Genomic DNA, 21069 nt, shown 5'->3' with positions numbered 1-21069 from the left:
AGAAACCAGAAGTGACGCTTAAGACCACATGCAACGCGACAACCCAAAAAGAAAACCCCTGCCGGTGACCCGGCAGGGGTTTTGACTTCGATCACAACCGGCTCAAGCCGGTAACGGATCAGAAGTTGTGACGGATGCCCAAGCCCAGGCCGTTGACGTCCTTGCCAGCGGTAGCAGCACCCAGAGCACCGTTCTTCTTCTTGCCGTCACGCAGGACTGCGGCATAGGCAGTGGTGCGCTTGCTCATCGGGTACTTGACTTCAACCAGCAGGTCGGTGTCCTTGAACTCGGTGTCGCGGGCCACGTCAACCACCAGGTTCACAGGGCCCAGCGGCACGGAACCACCGATGGTGAAGCCCTTGGCATCGCCAGCGGGATCAACGATGCCACCAGCCAGGGTGAACACGCCGAAGTTGTAACGGGCACCGACGTGCACGTTCTTCTCGGCATCCTGCACCTTGTTGTAACCCAGCGCAACCGCCAGGGGACCGTTGGCGTAAATCGCGTTCAGGTCAACCTTGGCCTTCTCGTCGGCGCTGTTGCCCTTGAGGATGTAGCCCACGGTGGCACTGAAACCGCCCATGTTGGGGGTGGTGTAAGCGATCTGGCTGGAGTTGCGGATGCCGCCCAGCACGCCGACGAACTGGCTCACCACGACGGAGTAGTTGGCAGCGCCGGTCAGTTCCCAGGCCGCAGCGGCGTAGAACGATGGGTTCAGGGTGCGGCCCAGACGCAACTCACCGAAACCGCCGGACAGGTTCATCCAGGCAGCACGGCCGAACTCACCACCGCCGGACTTGGACAGCGAACCGTCGTTCAGGCTCAGGCCTTGCTCAAAGTTGAAGCCTGCCTTCAGGCCACCACCGAGGTCTTCGGTGCCACGGACGCCCCAACGGCTGGTGCCGTTGTTCATGGTACCGGCGCTGCTCAGGTAGGCGGATTTGCCGGTCACTTTGGCCAAGGAAGCGTCAGCAACACCGTACAGGGTCACTGAAGATTGAGCGAAGGCGGCGCCGGTGGCAGCCACAGCGGCCAGAGCAATCAGGGTCTTTTTCATTGAGAGTATCTCCAAGGTTGAATAAGAGGCCGCGGGTCTTTAGCCCTCGAGCCAACCTCCGTTCGTGGAAGCTGTTCTGATTGCACCAGAAGGGGAAGCCCGATGCAAAGCTTTCAGCCACAGAGGCACCGTTTTGTTGCAAAATGACCACAAGCCCCACCAACCCAAGGATTCCCCAGCAAAGGGGGGATTAGGGTAAATACTAGGTACGTCGCCTATTTGCGGGAAAATAGCCGCCTGCCTGCTCCAATTGATGCCAAACTTACTTTCTGGAGATTTGCGTATGGATGCTCTGCTCAATGCTGCCGACTCAGCGCTGCGCACCATTTTTGTGCATCCCCGCGCATCACGCGCCTGCCCCACAGTCCCTGAGGATGGCGACGGCCAACTGAGCGAATCGGACCGGATCTTGTCCGGCGCCCTGATGCGGGTGAATCATGTCGGTGAGGTGTGCGCTCAGGCGCTGTACACCGCACAAGCGCTGGCGGCGCGCACCCCCCTTGCCCGCGACAGCACAGCCCATCCGTCACTGGTGGTCCAGCTTGAGGCCGCATGCAAAGAAGAAACCGATCACCTGGCCTGGACCCGACAGCGCCTGGACGAACTGGGTGCTCGCCCGTCATTGCTGAACCCGCTCTGGTATGCAGGTGCTTTCGGACTGGGCTTGCTGGCGGGGCGCTTCGGGCCGGGTGTGAGCCTGGGCTTCGTGGTGGAGACGGAGCGCCAGGTGGAAGCGCATCTGGCCAGTCACATGGAGCGCCTGCCTCCCGGTGACCAGGCTTCACGGGCCATCGTGGCGCAAATGAAAGACGACGAAGCGCGTCACGCCCGCGAGGCGCAGCACGCGGGAGCCACCGAGTTGCCTGAGCCTGTCAGGGGCCTGATGCGGCTGGCTGCCCGGGTGATGACGACGGTGGCGCATCGGATCTGAGCGTCCGCGAACGCCTGCAGCACAGGTTTCAGGCTTCCAGAACTTCGAACGTGGTGGTGATCTCGGCTGTCTTGCCCAGCATGATGCTGGCAGAGCAGTATTTGTCGTGACTCATGGCAATGGCGCGTTCGACCGCTGCGGTCGGGATCGCCTTACCCGTGACCGTGAAATGCATGTGGATTCTGGTGAAGACCTTGGGATCGGACTCGGCGCGCTCGGTACTGAGCTTGACACTGCAGCCCCGGACATCGTGGCGGCCGCGTTTCAGGATCAGGACCACGTCGTAGGCGGTACAGCCACCGGTACCGGCGAGAACGGTTTCCATCGGTCTGGGGGCCATGTTGGCCCCACCGTTTTCCGGTTTGGCGGCGTCCGGTGCTCCGTCCATGGCCAGCACGTGGCCGCTGCCGGTTTCGGCCACAAAACCCATGTGGGAGCGGGTGCCGGTGGCGCCGGTCCAGGTGACGGTGCATTCCATGGTGAGGTCCAGATGTGAGATGGGTTGCGGTTTTTGGAAGAAGCTCTCTAAAAGATAGCAAAAAAGAGCTTTCGCATGTTGCGTTGCAGCATGACTTCGATATACTGGCGGCATTGTATTGAAGGTTGTCTCCTCTACCCTCCACGGGTGGATTTAAACCCGGACCGGTTCTGCCAGTCCGGGTTTTTTTTGATCGGATGGCGCGCTCTATATGATGAGCACCGAGGAAACACCATGCCCGTCCGCCCCATAAAGCCTGCCGCCGCCCCTTCTCCCGTCACCGCGCTGACCCCCGCCGAATACCTCAAGAAGATCCTGACAGCCCGCGTCTATGACGTGGCTATCGAATCGGCCCTGGAGCCAGCGAAGAACCTGGGCCGGCGTCTTCACAACACGGTGCTGCTCAAGCGCGAAGACCAGCAACCCGTGTTCAGCTTCAAGCTGCGTGGCGCCTACAACAAGATGGCGCAGCTGACGCCTGAGCAGTTGAAAAAGGGTGTGATCTGTGCGTCGGCCGGCAACCATGCCCAGGGCGTGGCGCTGGGCGGCCACAAGCTCGGCACCCGCGCGGTGATCGTGATGCCGACCACCACGCCACAGGTAAAAGTGGACGCGGTTCGTGCACTCGGCGGTGACGTGGTGCTGCATGGGGACAGCTATTCCGATGCCTACACCCACGCGGTGGTGCTGCAAAAAAAGCAGGGGTTGACCTTCGTTCACCCTTTCGACGATCCGGACGTGATCGCGGGCCAGGGAACGATCGCCATGGAAATCCTGCGGCAACTGCAGAGCCTGGGTTCGGACCACCTGGATGCGGTGTTCGTCGCGATCGGCGGCGGCGGGCTGATTTCGGGTGTGGCCAACTACATCAAGGCGGTGCGCCCGGAGATCAAGGTGATCGGCGTGCAGACCGTGGACTCCGACGCCATGATGCAATCGGTCCAGGCGGGCCAGCGCATCACGCTGGCCGATGTGGGTCTCTTCGCGGACGGTACAGCCGTCAAGCTCGTGGGCGAAGAAACCTTCCGCATCGCCAGCGGTCTGGTGGACGAGTTCATGGTGGTCGACACCGACGCGGTGTGTGCTGCCATCAAGGACATCTTTATCGACACGCGCAGCATCGTCGAGCCCTCAGGCGCGATGGCGGTTGCCGCGGTCAAACAATACGTCGCCAAGCACAAGACCAAGGGCGAGACCTACGCCGCCATCCTGTGCGGCGCCAACATGAATTTCGACCGGCTGCGCTTCGTGGCCGAACGCGCCGAGGTGGGCGAAGAACGCGAGGCCTTGTTCGCCGTGACCATCCCCGAGGAGCGCGGCAGCTTCAAACGTTTCCTGGAAACCATCGGTGACCTGCCCGGTGGTTCGCGCAACGTGACCGAGTTCAACTACCGGATCGGCAACGCCGACACGGCGCACGTTTTTGTCGGGCTGACCACGCAGGGCAAGGGCGAGTCGGCCAAGATCGCCGCCAATTTCAAGCGCCAGGGTTTCGAGGCGCTGGACCTCACGCACGACGACCTGGCAAAAGAGCACATTCGCCACATGGTGGGTGGGCATTCACCGCTGGCCCAGGACGAGCGCCTTCTGCGTTTTGTCTTTCCCGAGCGGCCGGGCGCCTTGCTCAAGTTTCTCAGCCTGATGCGTCCGGGCTGGAACATCAGCCTGTTTCACTACCGCAACCAGGGCGCGGACTACGGTCGCATCCTCGTTGGCCTGCAGGTGCCACCCAAGGACGACAAGGCGTTTGCACGCTTCCTCGACACACTGGGTTACCCGTACGTCGAGGAAACCGGCAATCCGGTGTACCGTCTGTTTCTCAAAAGCTGAGGAACCGGCACCATGAGCGCAAGGACTGAAACAGTGGTTGAAGGACCCCGGATCAGGGCCTCCTTGCCCGAACCCCAGTGGCCGCACGTGGTGCCCACGGATGACACCGAACCGGCGTTGCTTCTCCGGCAACAGCTGAGGCCGGAACACCAGCGGGAACACGCCCTGGGTCGCGTGGAAACACTGGCCTTGCAACTGGCCCGCATCCAGCACGCCGGCCCGCCGATCGTCGAACAGGTCCGTTTCGACCAACCGCAGTTGCTGGTGTTTGCCGGCGACCACGGCATTGCCGACGAAGGCGTCTCGCTGTCTGAACAGGGCCTTACCCGCCAGCGGGTGCGGCACATGTTGCAGGGCACGTCACTGGTCAACAGCCTGGCCGAGCAGCAGGGTTTCGACCTGACGGTGGTGGATGCGGGTGTGGCCTCCCACATCCTGCTGCCCGACGATGCCCCATCGCTGGTTCCCCTCTTGCTGCGCAAAATTGGCTATGGCACCCGCAACATGGTGCTGAGCCCCGCCATGTCGGTACCGCAGGCCATCGCCAGCCTGCACGCGGGCATGGACGTGGTGAAGCACCTGCCCGGCAACGTGCTCGCCCTGGGCGATGTCGGCGTGGCCAACACATCCTGCGCCGCGCTGCTGCTGTCGCGCCTGTGCGGCGTACCACTGGCCGACGCCTGTGGGCACGCCGCCGGCCCGGACGAGGCCCGACTGAAACACAAGCTGGAGAAACTCTTTGCTGCTGCGAGCCGGCACCGCAAAGCGGTCACGCCACTGGACGCGCTGGCGGCGATGGGGGGGTTTGAAATCGCCATGATGGCTGGTGCCATGCTGCAGGCCGCCAGTGAGCGGCGCGTGGTGCTGGTGGACGGGTTTGTGGCCGGAGCGGCTGCGCTGGTGGCGCGCGGCCTGGTCCCGGCCGTGGCGGACTACCTGGTGTTTGCCCACCGGTCGGCCGAGCCGGGCCACCGCTTGCTGCTGATCCACCTGCAGGCCCAGCCGCTGCTGGACATGGAACTGCGCATGGGCCAGGGCGTGGGCACCTTGCTGGCCTGGCCCCTGCTGCGGGTGGCCCAGCGCCTGCTGACGCACTGAACCGCAGGCGGCTGCATCGGATCGGCTACCGGCCGCCCGCTCAGTCTTCGACCACTGGCAGAGTCAGCCGCACCGTGCTGGGTCCCGTGCGTTGTGGTCCCAGCCGGGCTTCACGGCCGTTCACCGATTGCAGCACCAAGCCCGCCTCCAACGAATCGCCCACCCGAACCGGTCGCGGCGGCTGGTCGTCGACGGCGATCAGCGCTGCGCCACCTTGCCCCGGCCGGGCGGCCAGACCGAGCAGCCGGTAGCGTGTCGCGGTTGGCGTCGATGCGGCCTCGGCCATCGCCTGCTGTGGACGCGACCCCAATGCGCGGGCCACTGCGGCCACGTCGGCCTGGGGCGCCGAAACCGCCAGCGCGGCCAGCGGGGTCAAAGGGCCCTGCCCCCAGGCACGCAGCACCCAGTACCCCGCACTCAGACCCGCAGCCAGCCAGAACAGCCCCGCGGCCAGCGCGGGCCAGAAACGGCCACCCGCCCAGCCCACCGCCGCACTGGCCACAGGGTTGAAGACGCGCCCGGAGAATGCCCGTTTGTTCATGGCCGCATTATGATCGACCGCCTGTCACGACCCTCTGTGGCGTGCGTGCCGCTGGATGCCGTTCAGACCGGCGCGCGCCCCAGCCATCTGCTCCCGGGAGATCGCCTTGAAACACCACCCCCTGACCCCACACACCACGCCTTCGAAAGCCCCCTGGCGCCGCTCGCTGCAGCGCGGCTTCACGCTCATTGAACTGATGGTGGTGCTGGTGATCATTGGCGTGCTGGCCGCGCTGATCGTGCCCAATGTGCTCGATCGTGCCGACGACGCCCGCGTCACGGCGGCCAAGACCGACGTCAACAACCTGATGCAGGCGCTCAAGCTGTACCGCCTCGACAACCAGCGCTATCCCACGAGCGAACAGGGTCTGAACGCACTGCTCGTCAAGCCCGCGACCAACCCGGTGCCACCCAACTGGCGGCCCTATGTGGAGAAGCTGCCGGGCGACCCCTGGAACCGCCCGTACCAGTACCTGAACCCCGGCGTACACGGCGAAGTCGACGTGCTCTCTCTGGGCGCCGACGGTCAACCGGGCGGCGAGGGCCGGGACGCTGACGTCGGCAGCTGGCAGTGAACAGGCTCCCCCCTGCGCCGCTGCGCGGCTCCCCCCCGGGGGGACGGGGCCCTTGGACCGGCGGAGCCGGATCTTCGGCACCCGCTGGGTTGAGGCACTTCGCGCACAGGGGCTTGTTGACTTCAGCCCGTTTGCTCTGCGTCTCGAACGCGTTGCCGGAGTAATGCGGTGCTGTCAACCCTGCCACGCTCCAGCTCGCTCCAGCAAGGCTTCACCCTGCTGGAGCTGATGGTCGTGGTGGCCATCGTGGCGCTGGCCACGGCCGGCGTGAGCCTGACCCTGCGCGACAACGACGGCAGCCGGCTGGAGACCGAAGCCCTGCGCCTGTCGGCGTTGCTCGAATCGGCGCGCGCCCAGTCGCGCAGCAGCGGTGTGCCGGTGTACTGGCGGCCGACAGCGGAAGGGTTCGAATTCCTGGGCGCCCCGGCGCGCCCGCAGGCACCGGCCTCTCTGGCGCACGAACGCCGCTGGCTGCACCCGGAGACCCGGGTGCGTATCGCCCAACCCACCGGGGCGAGCAGCCTGGTGCTGGGCCCCGAGCCCCTGATCGCGGCGCAAACCCTGCGGCTCGCGCACGGCCAGCACCAGCTGACGCTGGGCACCGACGGGCTCTCACCCTTCGCCGTGCTGCCCGAGACCGCTGCGCCATGACCACCACGCGCTTCGGCGGGCGTCGGTCCCGGGGTTTCACCCTGATCGAAATCCTGGTCGCGCTGGCGGTGGTGGCGATCACGCTGGCCGCCGGCATGCAGGCCACCGGCGCCCTCACCCGCGCCGCGGAGCGACAAAGTGATCAATGGCTGGCCCAGCTCTGCGCCGAAAACGAGTTGACGAAGCTGCGCCTGACACGCCAGCTGCCCGGCGTGGGCGAGAGCACGAGCGGCTGCGAGCAGGCGGGACAGCAGCTGCAGGTGCGGCTGGCGGTGTTGCCGACGCCGAACCCCAACTTCCGGCGCGTCGACGCCGTGGTCGAGGGGCAGGTTCAGGGGGCGAACGCGCGGCTGCTCACCCTGTCCACCGTGATGGGACGGTATTGAGATGAAACACCCCCCGCGCCGCTTCGCGTCACCCCCCTCAAGGGGGGCGGCACTGGCCGTCCGGCAAAGCCGGCCCGGCGGTGCCTCTGGGTGGCGTTGTTTCATGCGTCGAGGGTCGGCGCGCTACCAGCACCGCGGCTTCACGCTGATCGAGCTGCTGGTGGCGCTGGCGGTGATGGGCTTGCTGGCCTTGCTCAGCTGGCGCTCACTCGACGGCATGAACCGCACCCAGGAACTGACCCAGCAGCGTGCCGACGAGGTTTTGCGGCTGCAGGCGGCGTTCGGTCAGTGGGGCGCCGATCTGGACGCCCTGGTTGAAACCGGCGAGCTCGGCGCGCTGGATTTTGACGGCCGCGTGCTGCGGCTGACCCGGCGCGACAGCACCGAAAACACCCTGCAGAGTCCCGGCATCCGCGTGGTCGCGTGGTCGCTCCAGCAGACGGCGGCTGGGGGACAATGGATGCGCTGGCAATCGCCGCCGCTGCGTCGCCGCGATGAACTCGCGCAAGCCTGGGACCGGGCCTCGCAGTGGGGCCTCGGTGAACAGCAGCGCGATGGAGCGGGCACCAACGACACCGCGCTCGCACTCATCGGCATCGACCGCTGGCAACTTTTCTACCACCGCGGTGCCACCTGGGGCCATCCGCTGTCCTCCATCGGCAACGAGGGCAGTGGCGTGGCGGGCGTGAGCCTGCTGCCCAACGGGGTGCGCCTGGTGCTCAGCCTGTCCGCGGGCCAGGGCCTCTCGGGCACGCTGGTGCGCGACTGGGTGCGTCCGACGCTGACGGCCGGATCGCCATGATGAACAACCGCCGGCGCTTCGTCAGTCGCCAGCGCGGCGCCGCGCTGCTGCTGGCCATGCTGGTCGTGACCCTGGTCGCCACGCTGGCCTCGGCCGCGGTGTGGCAACAATGGCGTTCGGCCGAGGTGGAAGCGGCCGAGCGCCAGCGCGTGCAGGCGAGCTGGATACTCACCGGGGCGCTGGACTGGGCGCGCCTGCTCCTGCGGGAAGATGCCCGTGGCAACCGCAACAGCGGCCACGCCGATCACCTGGGCGAACCCTGGGCCACGCCGCTCGAAGAAGCCCAGCTCTCCAGTTTTCTGGCCGCCGACAAAAACAACAACAGCAACAGCGCCGACGATCTGATGCCGGCCTTTCTCTCGGGCGAGATGGTCGATGCGCAGTCCCGCCTGAACGCCTTGAACCTGGTGCGCACCACCGGCAGCGGCGCGAAAACCCAGGTCGAGGTCTCTCCGCCCGACCTGGCGGCCTTCACCAAGCTCTACCAGTTGCTGGACCTGCCGCAGTCCGAACTCGACACCCTGGTCTCGACCCTGCTGAGCACGTCCAACCTGGCGCTGAACGACCTCAAGCCCTCACCCACACCGCTGACCCCGGCACGCTTCGCGCAGCTCGGCTGGCTGGGTGTGGGCCCGGCGAGCCTGAAGGCCCTGCAGCCCCACGTCACGGTGCTGCCCGATCGCAGCACCCTGAACCTGAACACCGCCAGCGCCGAGGCGCTGAGCGCCAGCATCCCCGGTCTGGACCTGGCCCAGGCGCAGCTGCTGGTCTCCGAGCGCGCCAACCAGCCCTTCAGGGACCTGCCCGCTGCACAGGCCCGCATCCCCGGCGCCACGAACGAAACCGTCAACAGCCAGCAACACGATGTGCGCAGCCGCTATTTCGAAGTCCGGGTCCGGTTGCGGCTGGACGACACCGTGACCGAAGAACACTCGCTGGTGGTGCGCAACGGGCTCAACGTCAACGTACGATGGCGCGAACGCGTTGCCGCCCGCCCATGACGACCCGGCGTGATATTCAACACCGCGAGCAATCCGCCGGCACGTGGCCGGTCCCTAAAATGAGCGCCATCCCGCGTGCGCGCACTTTTCCCTGATTCAGGCCCGACGTGCTGATCCTCACACCCACCTCGTTCTCCGTCACCAGCGCCACCGCCTCCGGTGCGGCGCTGGACTGGGCACGTTCAGGCAACGGGCAGCAACTGACCGAACATGGCACCTGCGCGGTGGCGCTGCTGCCCGCCGACGACGACGTGGTGCTGGTCCTGCCACCCCACGCCGTGTCCTGGCACCGCGCCACCCTGCCCCGCGTCGCCAACGCGAGGTTGCGCGCCGTTCTCGACGGCGTGTTGGAGGAGCACCTGCTGAGCGACAGCGCCGATCTGCATTTCGCGCTCGAACCCGGTGGCCGCGCCGGACAGACAGTCTGGGTGGCCGCCTGCCACAAGACCTGGCTCAAGGCCTGGCTGCAAGTGCTTGAAGACGCCGGCCACCCGGTCTCGCGCATCGTGCCGTCGATCTGGCCCCACCTGGCCTCGGCCCGCCATCCGTCTGCCGCGACCGTTCACTGGGCCCACCACCAGGCCGGCCGGCCCTGGCTTGCGAGCGCGAGTGCGCTGGGCGTGGTCTGCACACCGCTGCAACCGGGCAGCGCGGGTGCTGCGGCGCTGGTTTTGCCCACCCCGGGCGACACCGAAACGCCCGACGGCGACACCCAGTGGCTGGCCGAACCCGCCGCCGCCGCCGAAGCCGAACAACTGCTCGGCCAGCGCTTCGAACTCGTGGCGCTGCCGGCCTGGCTGCTGCGCTGCGCCCAGTCCGAATGGAACCTGGCGCAGTTCGACCTCAGCCTCTCCAGCACCGCCCGGCGCGGCCAGCGCCTGCGCCAGACCCTGCGCCAGTGGCGCAGTGCGCCGGCCTGGCGGCCGGCGCGCTGGGGTCTGGCCGCGCTGCTGGCGGTTCAGCTCGTCGGCCTGAATGCCGCCGCCTGGCAGGAGCGCCGGGTGCTCGCCGCCAAACAGCAGGCCCTGGGGCAGACCCTGCAGCGCAGCTTCCCGCAGGTCACGCTGGTGCTCGACGCGCCCCTGCAGATGCAGCGCGAACTGGCGCGCCTGCAGCAGGCCAGTGGCATCCTGTCCCACGGCGACCTCGAAGCCATGCTCGGCGTGCTGGGCCAGGCCACCGAAGACCCTTCGACCACGCTGAGCCGCATCGATTTCAGCAACCGCGAAGGCCGCTTCACCGTGGTACCCGACAGCGAAGTCAGCCTGACCGCCCTGGAGCAGACCCTGCAGCGCAGCGGCTGGCAGGCGCAGCGCCAGAACACCGAACTCACCCTGCGCCCGGCAAACCCGTGACACCGATGAACACACGCACCCGACCCACCGCCGCCCTGGCCCGTTTCGGACAGGGCCTGGGCGCGGCGCTCGAACGCCTGTCGCCCCGGGAACGGCGCGCCGTGTTCGCCGCTGCCTGGGTGGTGGGCCTGGGTCTGCTGTGGTGGCTGGCGCTCGCGCCGGCCCTGGTCACGCTGCGCCAGGCGCCCGAGCGCCACGCCCGGCTGGACGCCCAGCTCGCGCAGATGCAGCATCTGGCCGCCAGTGCCGAGCAGCTGAGCTCGCTCAACAGCAGCCCGCCGCCGGGCCGCGCCGCCACCCTGCGCGCGCTGGAGCAGTACACCAGCCAGCTGGGTGGCAGCGCGCAGGTGTCGGTGCAGGGCGACCGCGCGAGCGTGAACTTCCGGGGCACCACGCCCGAAGCGCTGTCCCAGTGGCTGAACCAGATGCGCGTCAACGCCCGCCTGCTGCCGGTGCAGGCCCAGCTGGAACGGCAGGCGAATCCCGTCGGCTGGAGCGGCCAGCTGGTGCTGGCAGGCCCCGGTCTGCAGTCGGACGAATGATGAGCAGCCGCTGGCCCCTGCGCCTGGCCTGGCTCGGCGGCTGCCTCGGCCTGTTGCTGGCCGTGCTGGTGTTTGCGCCGGCGCGCTGGCTGGCCGAAGCCCTGCACACCGCCAGCGAAGGCCAGGTTCAGCTGGTCAACGCGCGCGGCAGCGTCTGGCGGGGCCAGGCCGATCTGCTGCTCACCGGCGGCGAAGGCAGCCGCAGCCTGAGCGCCCTGCCCCAGGGTCTGCGCTGGCGACTGGCGCCTGCGTGGGCATCGGGACAACCGGCCGTCGCCGTGAAACTCATCACACCCTGCTGCTCGCCCGAGCCGCTGGACATCCTGTTGTTGCCCGGCTGGCAGGGCATGGAACTGCGGCTCGCCGCCTTCAGCAGCGAGTGGCCTGCCGTTCTGCTGGTGGGCCTGGGCACACCCTGGAACACCCTGCGGCCCGATGGCCAGCTGGCGCTGCGCTCCAGCGGCCTGAGCGTTCGACAGGTGCAGGGTCGTGTGAACCTGCAGGGCGGCCTGACCGTGGACGCGCTGGACATGGCCTCGCGCCTGTCCACCCTGCGCCCGCTGGGCAGCTACCGCCTGGAACTGCAGGCCGCGGCCGACGGCCACAACGCCACGCTGAACCTGAGCACGCTGCGCGGCGGGCTGCGGCTGCAGGGCAGCGGCCAGTGGGTGGGTGGACGGCTGCGCTTCCAGGGCGAGGCCCAGGCCGCACCCGGGCGCGAGTCGGCGCTGGACAACCTGCTCAACATCCTCGGGCGCCGGCAGGGACCGCGCTCGATTCTGAACATTGGCTGAGGCGCGGCACAGCCGATGCCCAGCACTTCGCGATAGGATCAAGCGATGAACCGCAACCCCTCCCCAGACCAGCCCACCCGGGTCCACCCGAAACCCGGGCAGACAGCGGGTCTGCTGAGAACGCTCGCCCTGGCCGGCAGCCTGGCCCTGTGCCTGCTGCCGGGGCCGGTCGCGCTGGCGCAAGGCGGGCGCAGCGAGCCCGTGGTGCTGAGTTTTGTCGACGCCGAGATCGAAGCGGTCGCCCGCACCATGGCCTCCATCAGCGGGCGCAACGTGGTGGTCGATCCGCGCGTCAAGGGCACCATCAGCCTGTCCACCGACCGGCCCGTGTCGCCTGCCGCTGCACTCAACCAGTTCAGCGCCGCGCTGCGGCTGCTGGGTTTTGCCCTGGTGGACACCGGCGGCCTCTACAAGATCGTGCCCGAGGCCGATGCCAAGCTGCAGGGCAACCCGGTGAACGCAGGCCCGGTCAGCGCGCTCGCATCGTCGAACCAGATCGTGACCCAGATCTTCCGCCTCAACCACGAGGCGGCCAACAACCTGGTGCCGGTGCTGCGGCCGCTGATCGGGCCCAACAACACCATCAACGTCAACCCCGGCAACAACTCGCTGGTGATCACCGACTACGCCGACAACCTGCAGCGCATCGGGCGCATCGTCGCCGCGCTCGATGTGGCCGGCGCCACCGACGTCGAGATCATCCCGCTGCAGCACGCCATCGCGATCGACATCGCCCCGCTGATCACACGCCTGATCGAACCCGCCACCGTGGGCGCCGGCCAGGCCGCCGACACCTCGTACAAGACCACCCTGGTGGCCGAGCCGCGCAGCAACACCCTGGTGCTGCGTGCGGCCAACCCGGCACGCCTGGCGCTGGTGCGCTCGCTGGTGAACAAGCTGGACCAGCCCCGGGGGCAGGACGCGAGCGGCAACATCCATGTGGTCTACCTGAAAAACGCGGACGCCACCTCGCTGGCGGCCACGCTGCGTGCGGCGCTGGCCGGCGAAAGCGGCGCAGGCGGCGTCGGTGCGTTGAGCAACGCCCCCACGGCCGTCGCTGTCCGGGCCGCGACCGGGTCCACCGCCGCTGGCAGCCCCCAGGCGACGGCGCCAGTGGCCGCCAGCGCCGGCCCGTCCACCGGCGGGCAGATCCAGGCCGATCCGGCCACCAATGCCCTCATCATCACCGCGCCCGAACCGCAATACCGGCAGTTGCGCGCGGTGATCGACCAGCTCGACGGGCGCCGCGCCCAGGTCTATGTGGAGAGCCTGATCGCCGAGGTCAACGCCGACAAGGCGGCCGAATTCGGCATCCAGTGGCAAGGCCCGCTGGGCCGTTTCGGCGACAGCGTGGTGGGCCTGATGGGCACCAACTTCGGCACCGGCGGCAACAACATCCTGACCAACCTGCTGCCCATCGCGCAGGGCAATACCGCGGGCATCACAGCGCCCGGCACCGGCCTGAACATCGGTGCTGCCCAGCAGCGCAACGGCGTCTACATCCTCGGCTTTCTGGCGCGCTTCCTGCAGCAGAACGGTGAAGGCAACATCCTGTCCACACCCAACCTGCTGACACTGGACAACGAAGAGGCCAAGATCGTGATCGGCCAGAACGTGCCCTTTGTCACCGGCCAGTTCACCAACACCGGCAGCAACGAAGGCTCGGTCAACCCGTTCCAGACCATCGAGCGGCAGGACGTCGGCCTGACCCTGCGTGTGAAACCGCAGATCAGCGAGAACGGCACCATCAAGATGACCATCTTCCAGGAGGTCAGCAGCGTGCAGGCGTCCTCGATCAACTCGGCCACCGGCCTGATCACCAACAAGCGCACCATCGAATCAACGGTGCTGGTCGACGACGGCGGCATCGTCGTGCTGGGCGGCCTGCTGCAGGACGAATACGCCGGCAACCAGGAAAAAGTGCCCGGCCTGGGCGATGTGCCCTTCTTCGGCAACCTCTTCAAGAGCGAAACCCGAAGCCGCAAGAAGACCAACCTGATGGTGTTCCTGCGCCCGGTGGTGCTGCGCGACGCACGCGCCACGACCAGCCTCTCGCTCGACCGCTACGACCTCATGCGCGCCACGCAGAAAGACGCGCAGCCCGTGCCCAGCAGCGTGCTGCGCGTGAACACCGCGCCCGTGCTGCCGCCCCAGCGGGCACCCGAAGCACCGCAGCCGACACCGCCAGCCGCTCCCGCCAACTGAGCCCATGAAGCACCCGCTGCCCTACGCCTTTGCACGCCAGCACCTGTGGCTGCTCGAAGACGATGGCCTGGGACTGACCCTGCTGGGCAGCAGCACAGCCGCGGTCGACCCGGCCGTGCAGACGCAGCGCCTCTCGGCACTCTCGGAGATCCTGCGTTGCCACGAGGTGCGCGAGTTCCTGTGGGAGCCCGGCGACACCCTCACGCAGCGCATCAGCGCGGCCTATGCCCAGGGCGAATCGAGCGCGGCCGCCGTGGTGAGCGAAGTGCAGAGCGACGCCGACCTCAGCCGCATGATGCAGGATCTGCCGGCCATCGAAGACTTGCTGGAAACCGCCGACGACGCACCCATCATCCGCATGCTCAACGCCCTGCTGACGCAGGCCGCGCGCGACGGCGCCAGCGACATCCACATCGAACCCTTCGAGCGCCATTCCAGCGTGCGCTTCCGCATCGACGGCGTGCTGCGCGAGGTGGTGCAACCCAACCGGGCCCTGCACGCGGCGCTGATCTCGCGCCTGAAGATCATGGCCGAGCTCGACATCTCCGAAAAACGCCTGCCGCAGGACGGCCGCATCTCGCTGCGCATCGGCACGCGTGCGGTGGACGTTCGCGTGTCCACCCTACCCAGCGCCCACGGCGAACGCGCCGTGCTGCGCCTGCTCGACAAAAGCGAGAGCCGGCTCAACCTCGAAGCCGTGGGCATGCAGGGCGATGTGCTGGCCCAGTTCGAACATCTGGTGCAGCAGCCGCACGGCATCATCCTGGTGACCGGCCCCACCGGCTCGGGCAAGACCACCACGCTCTACGCCGCGCTGCAACGCCTCGACGCAGGCACGCTCAACATCATGACGGTGGAAGACCCGATCGAATACGAGCTGGCGGGCGTGGGCCAGACGCAGGTCAACCCCAAGATCGACCTCGACTTCGCCAAGGCCCTGCGCGCCATCCTGCGCCAGGACCCGGACGTGATCATGATCGGCGAGATCCGCGACTTCGAGACCGCGCAGATCGCCATCCAGGCCTCGCTCACCGGCCACCTGGTGCTCGCCACGCTGCACACCAACGACTCGGTGAGCGCCGTGACGCGCCTGACCGACATGGGCGTGGAGCCTTTCCTGCTGTCGAGCTCGCTGCTGGGCGTGCTGGCGCAGCGCCTGGTGCGCAAGCTCTGCGTGCATTGCCGGCGCCAGGATGAAAACGGCCGCTGGACCGCGCCCGGTTGTGCGCACTGCAACGCGGGCTACAAGGGCCGCACCGGTGTCTACGAACTGCTGGTGGTGGACGACCCGATCCGTTCGCTGATCCACAGTCGGGCGGCTGAAAGCGCGCTGCTGGCGGCCGCACAGGCCAACGGCCTGCGTTCCATGCGCGAAGACGGTCAGCGGCTGGTGAACGCCGGCGTGACCAGCCTGGAAGAGGTCCTGCGCACCACGCGCGACTGAAGCCTGGGCCGCAACGGCGCAGAACCTGCGTCCGTCCCGGCACACCAGGCCCCGACAGCCGCCACATCCCCGGATACAGACAGTTGCCGACGCTTCACGGCAGACCCGTCCTGAAAGCCAGACCAGGCACCCAGGAAGGGACGGTGCGCCCTTCGCGGCCATCCCTCAGAGGAGGGAAATCTGTCGTTATGAAACTTAAAAATGTAAAAGTTACACAAAGAAACACACGCATTGAAACAACTCACAAATATCAACCCAGGCTGATCCAACGTGTTTCGGCGACTTTCCAGTATCAACATTTTCATCAATGTGAATACTTTAGAAGACGTTATGTACAAAACAACCACGGCCCTGGGTACCCATTTCTGGTGATTGACGCGTTACATCCCCCGAAAAACACTGTCTCCAACGGGTCACACATGTAATGAAAAGCGTGCTCCCTGTTCCAGCCCATCCCGCTGTTACAGACACATCTGACAAACATGGCAGCCCGCCCGGAAAGCAGGAAACCGGCATTCCCCGGACCCTGCCCCCTCTCACCAGATCGGGAGCCATGAAATGTCTGACACCATCACGCCAACAGGGCCGCGGCTGAACCGGCGGCAATCCATCCAGCTGGGCGCCTTGAGCGCCGTTACCGGTATGGCAGCGGTCCGCCCCGGGCAACTGGCCCATGCCGAAGATCCGCCCGCGGGTCCCCGCACATCGGCCTGGGCCATGCCGCTGCCGGTGCCACAGCCCAAACAGACGGTGGCCTCGCTGTCCCCGGCACCCGACCTGTACCCCGCGGCCGGAGAAGCGGGCCGGGATCCGCACCAGACCTGGTCCGGCAGCGCGCCCGACAAGCTCTACACCATCCACGTCAAGGAAGCCCTGCACTCCTTCCACCCGCAGCTGCCTGCCCAGACCATCTGGGGCTACGACGGCACCTTCCCCGGCCCCTGCATCGTGGCGCGCTACAACGAGCCCTGCCTGGTCCGCTTCTACAACGAGATCAACCCCTACGCCGTCGGCTACGGTTCGCCAGAAATTTCGGTCCACCTGCACAACCTGCATTGCGCATCGGAAAGTGACGGCTTTGCCGGCGACTACTGGAGCTCCATTCGTTACGGTCCCGGCCTCAAGCGCGCGGGCCTGTACAAGGACCACCTGTTCATGAACCACTACGCCGGGTTCTCGACCGACCCGGCCGGCATCGGCGACACCCGCGAAGCCCTGGGCACCCTGTGGTTCCACGACCACCGCCTGGACTTCACCGAGCAGAACGTCTACCGCGGCATGGCCGGCCTGTACCTGATGTTCGACGAACTCGATTCCGGCAACGAGAAGGACCCCAATCCACAAGCCTTGCGGTTGCCCAGCGGCGTCGGCCAGTACGACATCCCGCTGGTGTTTGCCGACTTCCTGTTCGACCAGAGTGGTTACACCTACTACAACCCTCTGGAAGGCAACAAAGGGCACCTGGGCAACAAGGTCACCGTCAACGGCAAGATCCAGCCCTTCTTCAAGGTGCAGCGGCGCAAGTACCGCTTCCGCCTGCTGGATGCCAGCGTGGCCCGCTTCTACGAGTTCTACCTCATGAACGGCAGCACCAGCCAGAGCTTCACCTACATCGCCAACGACGGCAACCTGCTGGAAGCCCCGCTGACCATGAACGCCGTGCGCCTGGCGCCGGCCGAGCGGGCCGACATCGTGATCGAATTCAGCAAGTACCCCCACGGCACCCGGCTGTACCTGGTGAACCGCCTTCTGATGAAAGACGGTCGCGGCCCTGAAGGCCTGAGCAGCCGGGGTGAACAACTGCTGCGTTTCGACATCGATACCGACCCCATGGAACTGGACGTGAGCCGGGTGCCCGCCCGCCTGCGCGAGCAGCCCCCGATCAGCCTGAACGAGGCCGTGCGCACCCGCAAATGGGAATTCGACAAGGACAACGCCATCTGGACCGTGAACAAGAAGATTTTCGATCCCGAAAAAGCGGCCGCCGTCGTCAAGCGCAACTCCGCCGAGATCTGGGAACTGCGCGGCAACGGCAGCTGGCACCACCCGGTGCACATCCACATGGAAGAGATTCGAATCCTCTCGCGCAACGGCAAACCACCGCCGCCGCACGAACAGGGCCGCAAGGATGTGATCGTCCTGAACCCCGACGAAAGGGTGAAGGTGTTCGTCCGTTTTCGCGACTTCACCGGCAAATACCTGCTGCACTGCCACAACCTCTCTCACGAGGACCACGCCATGATGGCCCGCTGGGATGTGGTGGCCTGACGTCTGAACAACTTTTTGCAAGAGTCCAACCCCTGAGGGAGACCACCATGAACAGCAAACGCAACCTGCTCCGCCTGGCCGGCGGTGCCGCCCTCATGCCCTTCGTGGCGCAAGCCGCCGCTCCGCGCCCTGCGGGACGCAGCTCCATGGCCGACTACTTCCCCAACGTCGTGCTCGAAACCCACGACGGCCGCAAGGTCCGTTTCTACGACGACCTGATCAAGGGCAAGGTGGTCGCCATCAACATGATGTATTCCATCTGCACCGGCGTCTGCCCCACGGGCACGGCCAACCTCAAGCAGGTGCAGCAGGCGCTGGGCAAGCGGCTGGGCAAGGACGTCTTCATGTACTCCATCACCCTGCGCCCCGAATTCGACAACGGCGCCGCGTTGCGCGACTACATCAAGCACTACGACATCCAGCCCGGCTGGACCTTCCTGACCGGCAAGCCGCAGGACGTGGACCTGGTGCGCCGCAAGCTGGGCTTCGTGGGCGATGACGAAGCGACCGATGCCGACATCAACCAGCACACCGGCATGGTGCGCATCGGCAACGAACGGCTCGAACGCTGGACCATGGCACCCGCGCTCGGCTCGCACCGCCAGATCCTGCGCACCATCCTGGAACTCACCTGAGGCGAAGGCGGCACAGCGCGGTTGGTCGCGACCTGGCGGTGCACAGGCCGCGCTAACATCACCGCATGCCCGCCTACTCCTTCGAGGCCCTGGACGCCCAGGGCGCCACGCAAAAAGGCCTGATCGATGCCGACACCGTGCGCGCCGCGCGCGGCCTGCTGCGTGCGCGCGCCCTGGTGCCGCTGCTGGTGGAGCCCGCGGTCAACACCCAGGGTTCGGCAGCGGGCAGCGGATTCAACATCACGCTCTGGGGCGGGCGCATCTTCAACGCCACGGGCCTCGCGGTCTGGACGCGCCAGCTCGCCGGCCTGGTTTCGGCCGGGCTGCCACTGGAGCGCGCCCTGTCCGCGCTGGCCGAGGAGGCCGAGGAAGAAGCCCAGCAGCGCCTGGTGGCTTCGCTGCGTTCCGAGGTCAACGGCGGTTCACCCTTTGCCCGTGCCCTCTCGCAACACCCGCGCGAGTTCTCCGATATCTACACCGCCGTGATCGCCGCGGGCGAACAGAGCGGCCAGCTCGGCACCGTGCTGGAACGCCTGGCCGACGATCTGGAAGAACGCGAAGCGCTCAAGAACAAGCTCATCGCCGCCTCGCTCTACCCGGCCATCGTCACGATCGTGGCGATCGTCATCGTGGTGTTTCTGGTCAGCTACGTGGTACCGCAGGTGGCCGGCGTGTTCGCCAGCAGCAAGCGCGCCCTGCCCATCCTCACCGTGATGATGCTGGCCCTCAGCGCCTTCGTGCGCAGTTATGGCTGGCTGATGCTGGGTGTGCTGATCGCCGCAACGGGCGGGCTGGTGATGGCGCGGCGTCAGCCGGCGCTGCGCCTGGTCATGGATGCTGCCTGGCTGCGCCTGCCGCTGGTGGGCAAGCTCGCACGCGGCTACAACGCCGCGCGTTTCGCCGCCACGCTGGCCATGCTGGCGGCCGCGGGCGTGCCCATCCTGCGCGCGCTGCAGACCGCCGCCGAAACCCTGAGCAACCAGGCCATGCGCGCCGACGCGCTGGACGCGCTGGTGCTGGTGCGCGAAGGCGCGCCGCTGGCCTCGGCCATCGCCAGCAAGAAGCGTTTCCCGCCGCTGCTGGCCATGTTCGCGCGGCTGGGCGAGCAGACCGGCCAGCTGCCCGCCATGCTCGGCCGCGCGGCCAAGCAGCTCAGTGCCGAAGTGCAGCGCCGCGCCCTGCACCTGGCCACCATCCTGGAGCCGCTGCTCATCGTGGGCATGGGCGCGGTGGTGATGCTGATCGTGCTGGCGGTGCTGATGCCGATCATCCAGCTCAATCAACTGGTGAGGTAGGTCCACCCCCGTCGCTGCGCTCCGCCCCTCAAGGGGCCATGCGAGCGGCCCGGCGGAGCCGGTTCCGCCGCATTCTGTGCGGGGCTCCCCCTCTCTTGCTTCGCTTCTTCGCTGTTCGGCTACGCTTGCCGCTTCTCTTGTTTTGTTCGCGGAGAACTTTCCCCATGCCTGTAACGCTTGACGGTCAACTGGTGGTCGCGATCTCCTCGCGCGCGCTGTTCGACTTCGAAGAAGAAAACCACCTCTTCGAGACCGGTGACGACCGGGCTTACATGAAGCTGCAGCTGGACCGGCTGGAGGTGCCCGCCCAGCCGGGCGTGGCGTTTTCGCTGGTGAGGAAGCTGCTGGCGTTCAACGATGTCAGCACGCAGCGGGTGGAGGTGGTGATCCTTTCGCGCAACGATCCGGTCTCGGGCATGCGTGTGTTCCGCTCGGCACAGCACTACGGTCTGCCGATCCAGCGTGGCAGTTTCACGCGCGGCCAGCCGCCCTGGCGCTACCTGCGGCCGCTGCGCGCCAACCTGTTCCTCAGCACCCACCTGGCCGATGTGCGCGCCGCGCTCGGCGCCGGCGTGCCCGCCGCGCAGGTGTACCCGCTGTCGGTGCACGCGAGCGACGCACACCCGCACGAGGTGCGCATCGCCTTCGACGGCGATGCGGTGCTGTTCTCCGACGAGGCCGAACGCGTCTTCCAGGCCGAAGGCCTCTCGGCTTTTCAGGCCCACGAGGCTTCCCACGCCGGACAACCCCTGGCCGGCGGCCCGTTCAAGCCGCTGCTCGAAGCCCTGCACCGCCTGCAGGCCGAAGGCACGAGCGCCATGCGCGTGCGCACCGCGCTGGTCACCGCGCGCAGCGCGCCGGCGCACGAGCGCGCCATCCGCACGCTGATGGACTGGAACATCGAGGTCGACGAAGCCATGTTCCTGGGCGGCCTGCCCAAGGGCGAGTTCCTGCGCGAGTTCGAGCCCGACTTCTTCTTCGACGACCAGACCGGTCACATCGAGTCGGCGTCCATGCACGTGCCGTCCGGGCATGTGGCCAGCGGCATCTCGAACACATGACCCACCCCAGAGCCATGAACACCCCCGCGCCGCGCTGCGCGCGTCACCCCCTCAAGGGGACGCTGCGAGTGGCCCGGCGGAGCCGCTTCCACCGCAGCCTGCGTGAAAGCCCGCGCGCTCC

General features: G+C 67.1%; 20 protein-coding genes. 17 read left to right on the top strand and 3 right to left on the bottom strand.

Going from position 1 to position 21069, the window contains the following annotated elements; genetic code table 11:
- Positions 1–118: 118 nt before the first annotated feature.
- Entirely contained in the window at positions 119–1057 is a 939-nt protein-coding gene (locus AC23D4_RS18700) for a porin (RefSeq protein ID WP_472887075.1), read from the bottom strand.
- A gap of 253 nt (positions 1058–1310) precedes the next feature.
- On the opposite strand from AC23D4_RS18700, the gene coq7 reads away from it, so the two are divergent.
- Complete coding sequence (gene coq7, locus AC23D4_RS18695) at positions 1311–1988, top strand: 2-polyprenyl-3-methyl-6-methoxy-1,4-benzoquinone monooxygenase (protein ID WP_487623645.1); 678 nt, start codon at positions 1311–1313, stop codon at positions 1986–1988.
- A gap of 28 nt (positions 1989–2016) precedes the next feature.
- Here coq7 and AC23D4_RS18690 read toward each other — a convergent pair whose 3' ends face one another.
- Positions 2017–2466, bottom strand: a complete 450-nt coding sequence (locus tag AC23D4_RS18690; RefSeq protein WP_472887073.1) for an OsmC family protein — start codon at positions 2464–2466, stop codon at positions 2017–2019.
- Between the two features lie 234 nt (positions 2467–2700).
- Here AC23D4_RS18690 and ilvA point away from each other — a divergent pair, with 234 nt between their 5' ends.
- Both ilvA and AC23D4_RS18680 read left to right on the top strand, forming a co-directional pair.
- Positions 2701–4296 carry a threonine ammonia-lyase, biosynthetic gene (gene ilvA, locus AC23D4_RS18685; RefSeq protein WP_472887072.1) on the top strand — a complete coding sequence of 532 codons (1596 nt, stop codon included), beginning with the start codon at positions 2701–2703 and terminating at the stop codon, positions 4294–4296.
- A gap of 63 nt (positions 4297–4359) precedes the next feature.
- On the top strand, positions 4360–5394 hold the full coding sequence (locus tag AC23D4_RS18680; protein ID WP_472887071.1) for a nicotinate-nucleotide--dimethylbenzimidazole phosphoribosyltransferase: 1035 nt from the start codon (positions 4360–4362) through the stop codon (positions 5392–5394).
- 40 nt (positions 5395–5434) lie between these two features.
- Here the strand turns inward: AC23D4_RS18680 and AC23D4_RS18675 are convergent, their stop codons facing one another.
- Complete coding sequence (locus tag AC23D4_RS18675; RefSeq protein WP_472887070.1) at positions 5435–5935, bottom strand: type II secretion system protein N; 501 nt, start codon at positions 5933–5935, stop codon at positions 5435–5437.
- 196 nt (positions 5936–6131) lie between these two features.
- Here AC23D4_RS18675 and gspG point away from each other — a divergent pair, with 196 nt between their 5' ends.
- The 14 genes from gspG to AC23D4_RS18605 all read left to right on the top strand — a co-directional run bounded on the left by gspG (position 6132) and on the right by AC23D4_RS18605 (position 20948).
- Positions 6132–6509 (top strand): type II secretion system major pseudopilin GspG, encoded by a 378-nt coding sequence (gspG, locus tag AC23D4_RS18670; RefSeq protein ID WP_487623746.1) that lies wholly within the window; start codon positions 6132–6134, stop codon positions 6507–6509.
- 168 nt (positions 6510–6677) lie between these two features.
- Complete coding sequence (locus AC23D4_RS18665) at positions 6678–7160, top strand: prepilin-type N-terminal cleavage/methylation domain-containing protein (RefSeq protein ID WP_472887068.1); 483 nt, start codon at positions 6678–6680, stop codon at positions 7158–7160.
- Positions 7157–7546, top strand: coding sequence for a type II secretion system minor pseudopilin GspI (gene gspI / locus AC23D4_RS18660; RefSeq protein ID WP_472887067.1), 390 nt, complete (start codon positions 7157–7159; stop codon positions 7544–7546). The genes AC23D4_RS18665 and gspI overlap by 4 nt, the downstream gene beginning before the upstream one ends.
- Positions 7547–7649: 103 nt before the next feature.
- Entirely contained in the window at positions 7650–8348 is a 699-nt protein-coding gene (locus AC23D4_RS18655; RefSeq protein WP_472887066.1) for a PulJ/GspJ family protein, read from the top strand.
- Positions 8345–9349 (top strand): type II secretion system minor pseudopilin GspK, encoded by a 1005-nt coding sequence (gene gspK, locus AC23D4_RS18650; protein WP_487623644.1) that lies wholly within the window; start codon positions 8345–8347, stop codon positions 9347–9349. The genes AC23D4_RS18655 and gspK overlap by 4 nt, the downstream gene beginning before the upstream one ends.
- A gap of 107 nt (positions 9350–9456) precedes the next feature.
- Positions 9457–10704: a type II secretion system protein GspL gene (gspL, locus tag AC23D4_RS18645; protein ID WP_472887064.1), complete on the top strand. Its 1248-nt coding sequence runs from the start codon at positions 9457–9459 to the stop codon at positions 10702–10704.
- A gap of 5 nt (positions 10705–10709) precedes the next feature.
- Entirely contained in the window at positions 10710–11246 is a 537-nt protein-coding gene (locus AC23D4_RS18640; RefSeq protein ID WP_472887063.1) for a type II secretion system protein M, read from the top strand.
- Positions 11246–12040 carry a type II secretion system protein N gene (gene gspN, locus AC23D4_RS18635; protein WP_472887062.1) on the top strand — a complete coding sequence of 265 codons (795 nt, stop codon included), beginning with the start codon at positions 11246–11248 and terminating at the stop codon, positions 12038–12040. Before AC23D4_RS18640 ends, gspN begins: the two co-directional genes overlap by 1 nt.
- A 45-nt stretch (positions 12041–12085) precedes the next feature.
- Positions 12086–14245, top strand: coding sequence for a type II secretion system secretin GspD (gene gspD, locus AC23D4_RS18630; RefSeq protein WP_472887061.1), 2160 nt, complete (start codon positions 12086–12088; stop codon positions 14243–14245).
- Positions 14246–14249: 4 nt separating this feature from the next.
- Positions 14250–15689, top strand: a complete 1440-nt coding sequence (gene gspE / locus AC23D4_RS18625; RefSeq protein WP_472887060.1) for a type II secretion system ATPase GspE — start codon at positions 14250–14252, stop codon at positions 15687–15689.
- A gap of 558 nt (positions 15690–16247) precedes the next feature.
- Complete coding sequence (locus AC23D4_RS18620; protein WP_472887059.1) at positions 16248–17957, top strand: multicopper oxidase family protein; 1710 nt, start codon at positions 16248–16250, stop codon at positions 17955–17957.
- Between the two features lie 47 nt (positions 17958–18004).
- Positions 18005–18592: an SCO family protein gene (locus tag AC23D4_RS18615; RefSeq protein ID WP_472887058.1), complete on the top strand. Its 588-nt coding sequence runs from the start codon at positions 18005–18007 to the stop codon at positions 18590–18592.
- 65 nt (positions 18593–18657) lie between these two features.
- A complete protein-coding gene (gspF, locus tag AC23D4_RS18610; protein ID WP_472887057.1) occupies positions 18658–19887 on the top strand; it encodes a type II secretion system inner membrane protein GspF in 1230 nt (409 codons plus the stop codon).
- Between the two features lie 164 nt (positions 19888–20051).
- Positions 20052–20948 (top strand): 5'-nucleotidase, encoded by an 897-nt coding sequence (locus tag AC23D4_RS18605; RefSeq protein ID WP_472887056.1) that lies wholly within the window; start codon positions 20052–20054, stop codon positions 20946–20948.
- Positions 20949–21069: the final 121 nt, after the last annotated feature.

The sequence above is a fragment of the Hydrogenophaga sp. L76 genome, assembly GCF_057654755.1.
The sequence above is the reverse complement of the archived record's forward strand: the minus strand, read 5'-3'. Positions and strand labels throughout refer to the sequence as shown.

Coding starts and splice junctions, on each gene's coding strand:
- AC23D4_RS18700 (WP_472887075.1), bottom strand. CDS start 1,057: ATGAAAAAGACCCTGATTGCTCTGGCCGCTGTGGCTGCCACCGGCGCC.
- coq7 (WP_487623645.1), top strand. CDS start 1,311: ATGCCAAACTTACTTTCTGGAGATTTGCGTATGGATGCTCTGCTCAAT.
- AC23D4_RS18690 (WP_472887073.1), bottom strand. CDS start 2,466: ATGGAATGCACCGTCACCTGGACCGGCGCCACCGGCACCCGCTCCCAC.
- ilvA (WP_472887072.1), top strand. CDS start 2,701: ATGCCCGTCCGCCCCATAAAGCCTGCCGCCGCCCCTTCTCCCGTCACC.
- AC23D4_RS18675 (WP_472887070.1), bottom strand. CDS start 5,935: ATGAACAAACGGGCATTCTCCGGGCGCGTCTTCAACCCTGTGGCCAGT.
- gspG (WP_487623746.1), top strand. CDS start 6,132: ATGGTGGTGCTGGTGATCATTGGCGTGCTGGCCGCGCTGATCGTGCCC.
- gspI (WP_472887067.1), top strand. CDS start 7,157: ATGACCACCACGCGCTTCGGCGGGCGTCGGTCCCGGGGTTTCACCCTG.
- AC23D4_RS18655 (WP_472887066.1), top strand. CDS start 7,650: ATGCGTCGAGGGTCGGCGCGCTACCAGCACCGCGGCTTCACGCTGATC.
- gspK (WP_487623644.1), top strand. CDS start 8,345: ATGATGAACAACCGCCGGCGCTTCGTCAGTCGCCAGCGCGGCGCCGCG.
- AC23D4_RS18640 (WP_472887063.1), top strand. CDS start 10,710: ATGAACACACGCACCCGACCCACCGCCGCCCTGGCCCGTTTCGGACAG.
- gspN (WP_472887062.1), top strand. CDS start 11,246: ATGAGCAGCCGCTGGCCCCTGCGCCTGGCCTGGCTCGGCGGCTGCCTC.
- gspD (WP_472887061.1), top strand. CDS start 12,086: ATGAACCGCAACCCCTCCCCAGACCAGCCCACCCGGGTCCACCCGAAA.
- gspE (WP_472887060.1), top strand. CDS start 14,250: ATGAAGCACCCGCTGCCCTACGCCTTTGCACGCCAGCACCTGTGGCTG.
- AC23D4_RS18620 (WP_472887059.1), top strand. CDS start 16,248: ATGTCTGACACCATCACGCCAACAGGGCCGCGGCTGAACCGGCGGCAA.
- AC23D4_RS18615 (WP_472887058.1), top strand. CDS start 18,005: ATGAACAGCAAACGCAACCTGCTCCGCCTGGCCGGCGGTGCCGCCCTC.
- gspF (WP_472887057.1), top strand. CDS start 18,658: ATGCCCGCCTACTCCTTCGAGGCCCTGGACGCCCAGGGCGCCACGCAA.
- AC23D4_RS18605 (WP_472887056.1), top strand. CDS start 20,052: ATGCCTGTAACGCTTGACGGTCAACTGGTGGTCGCGATCTCCTCGCGC.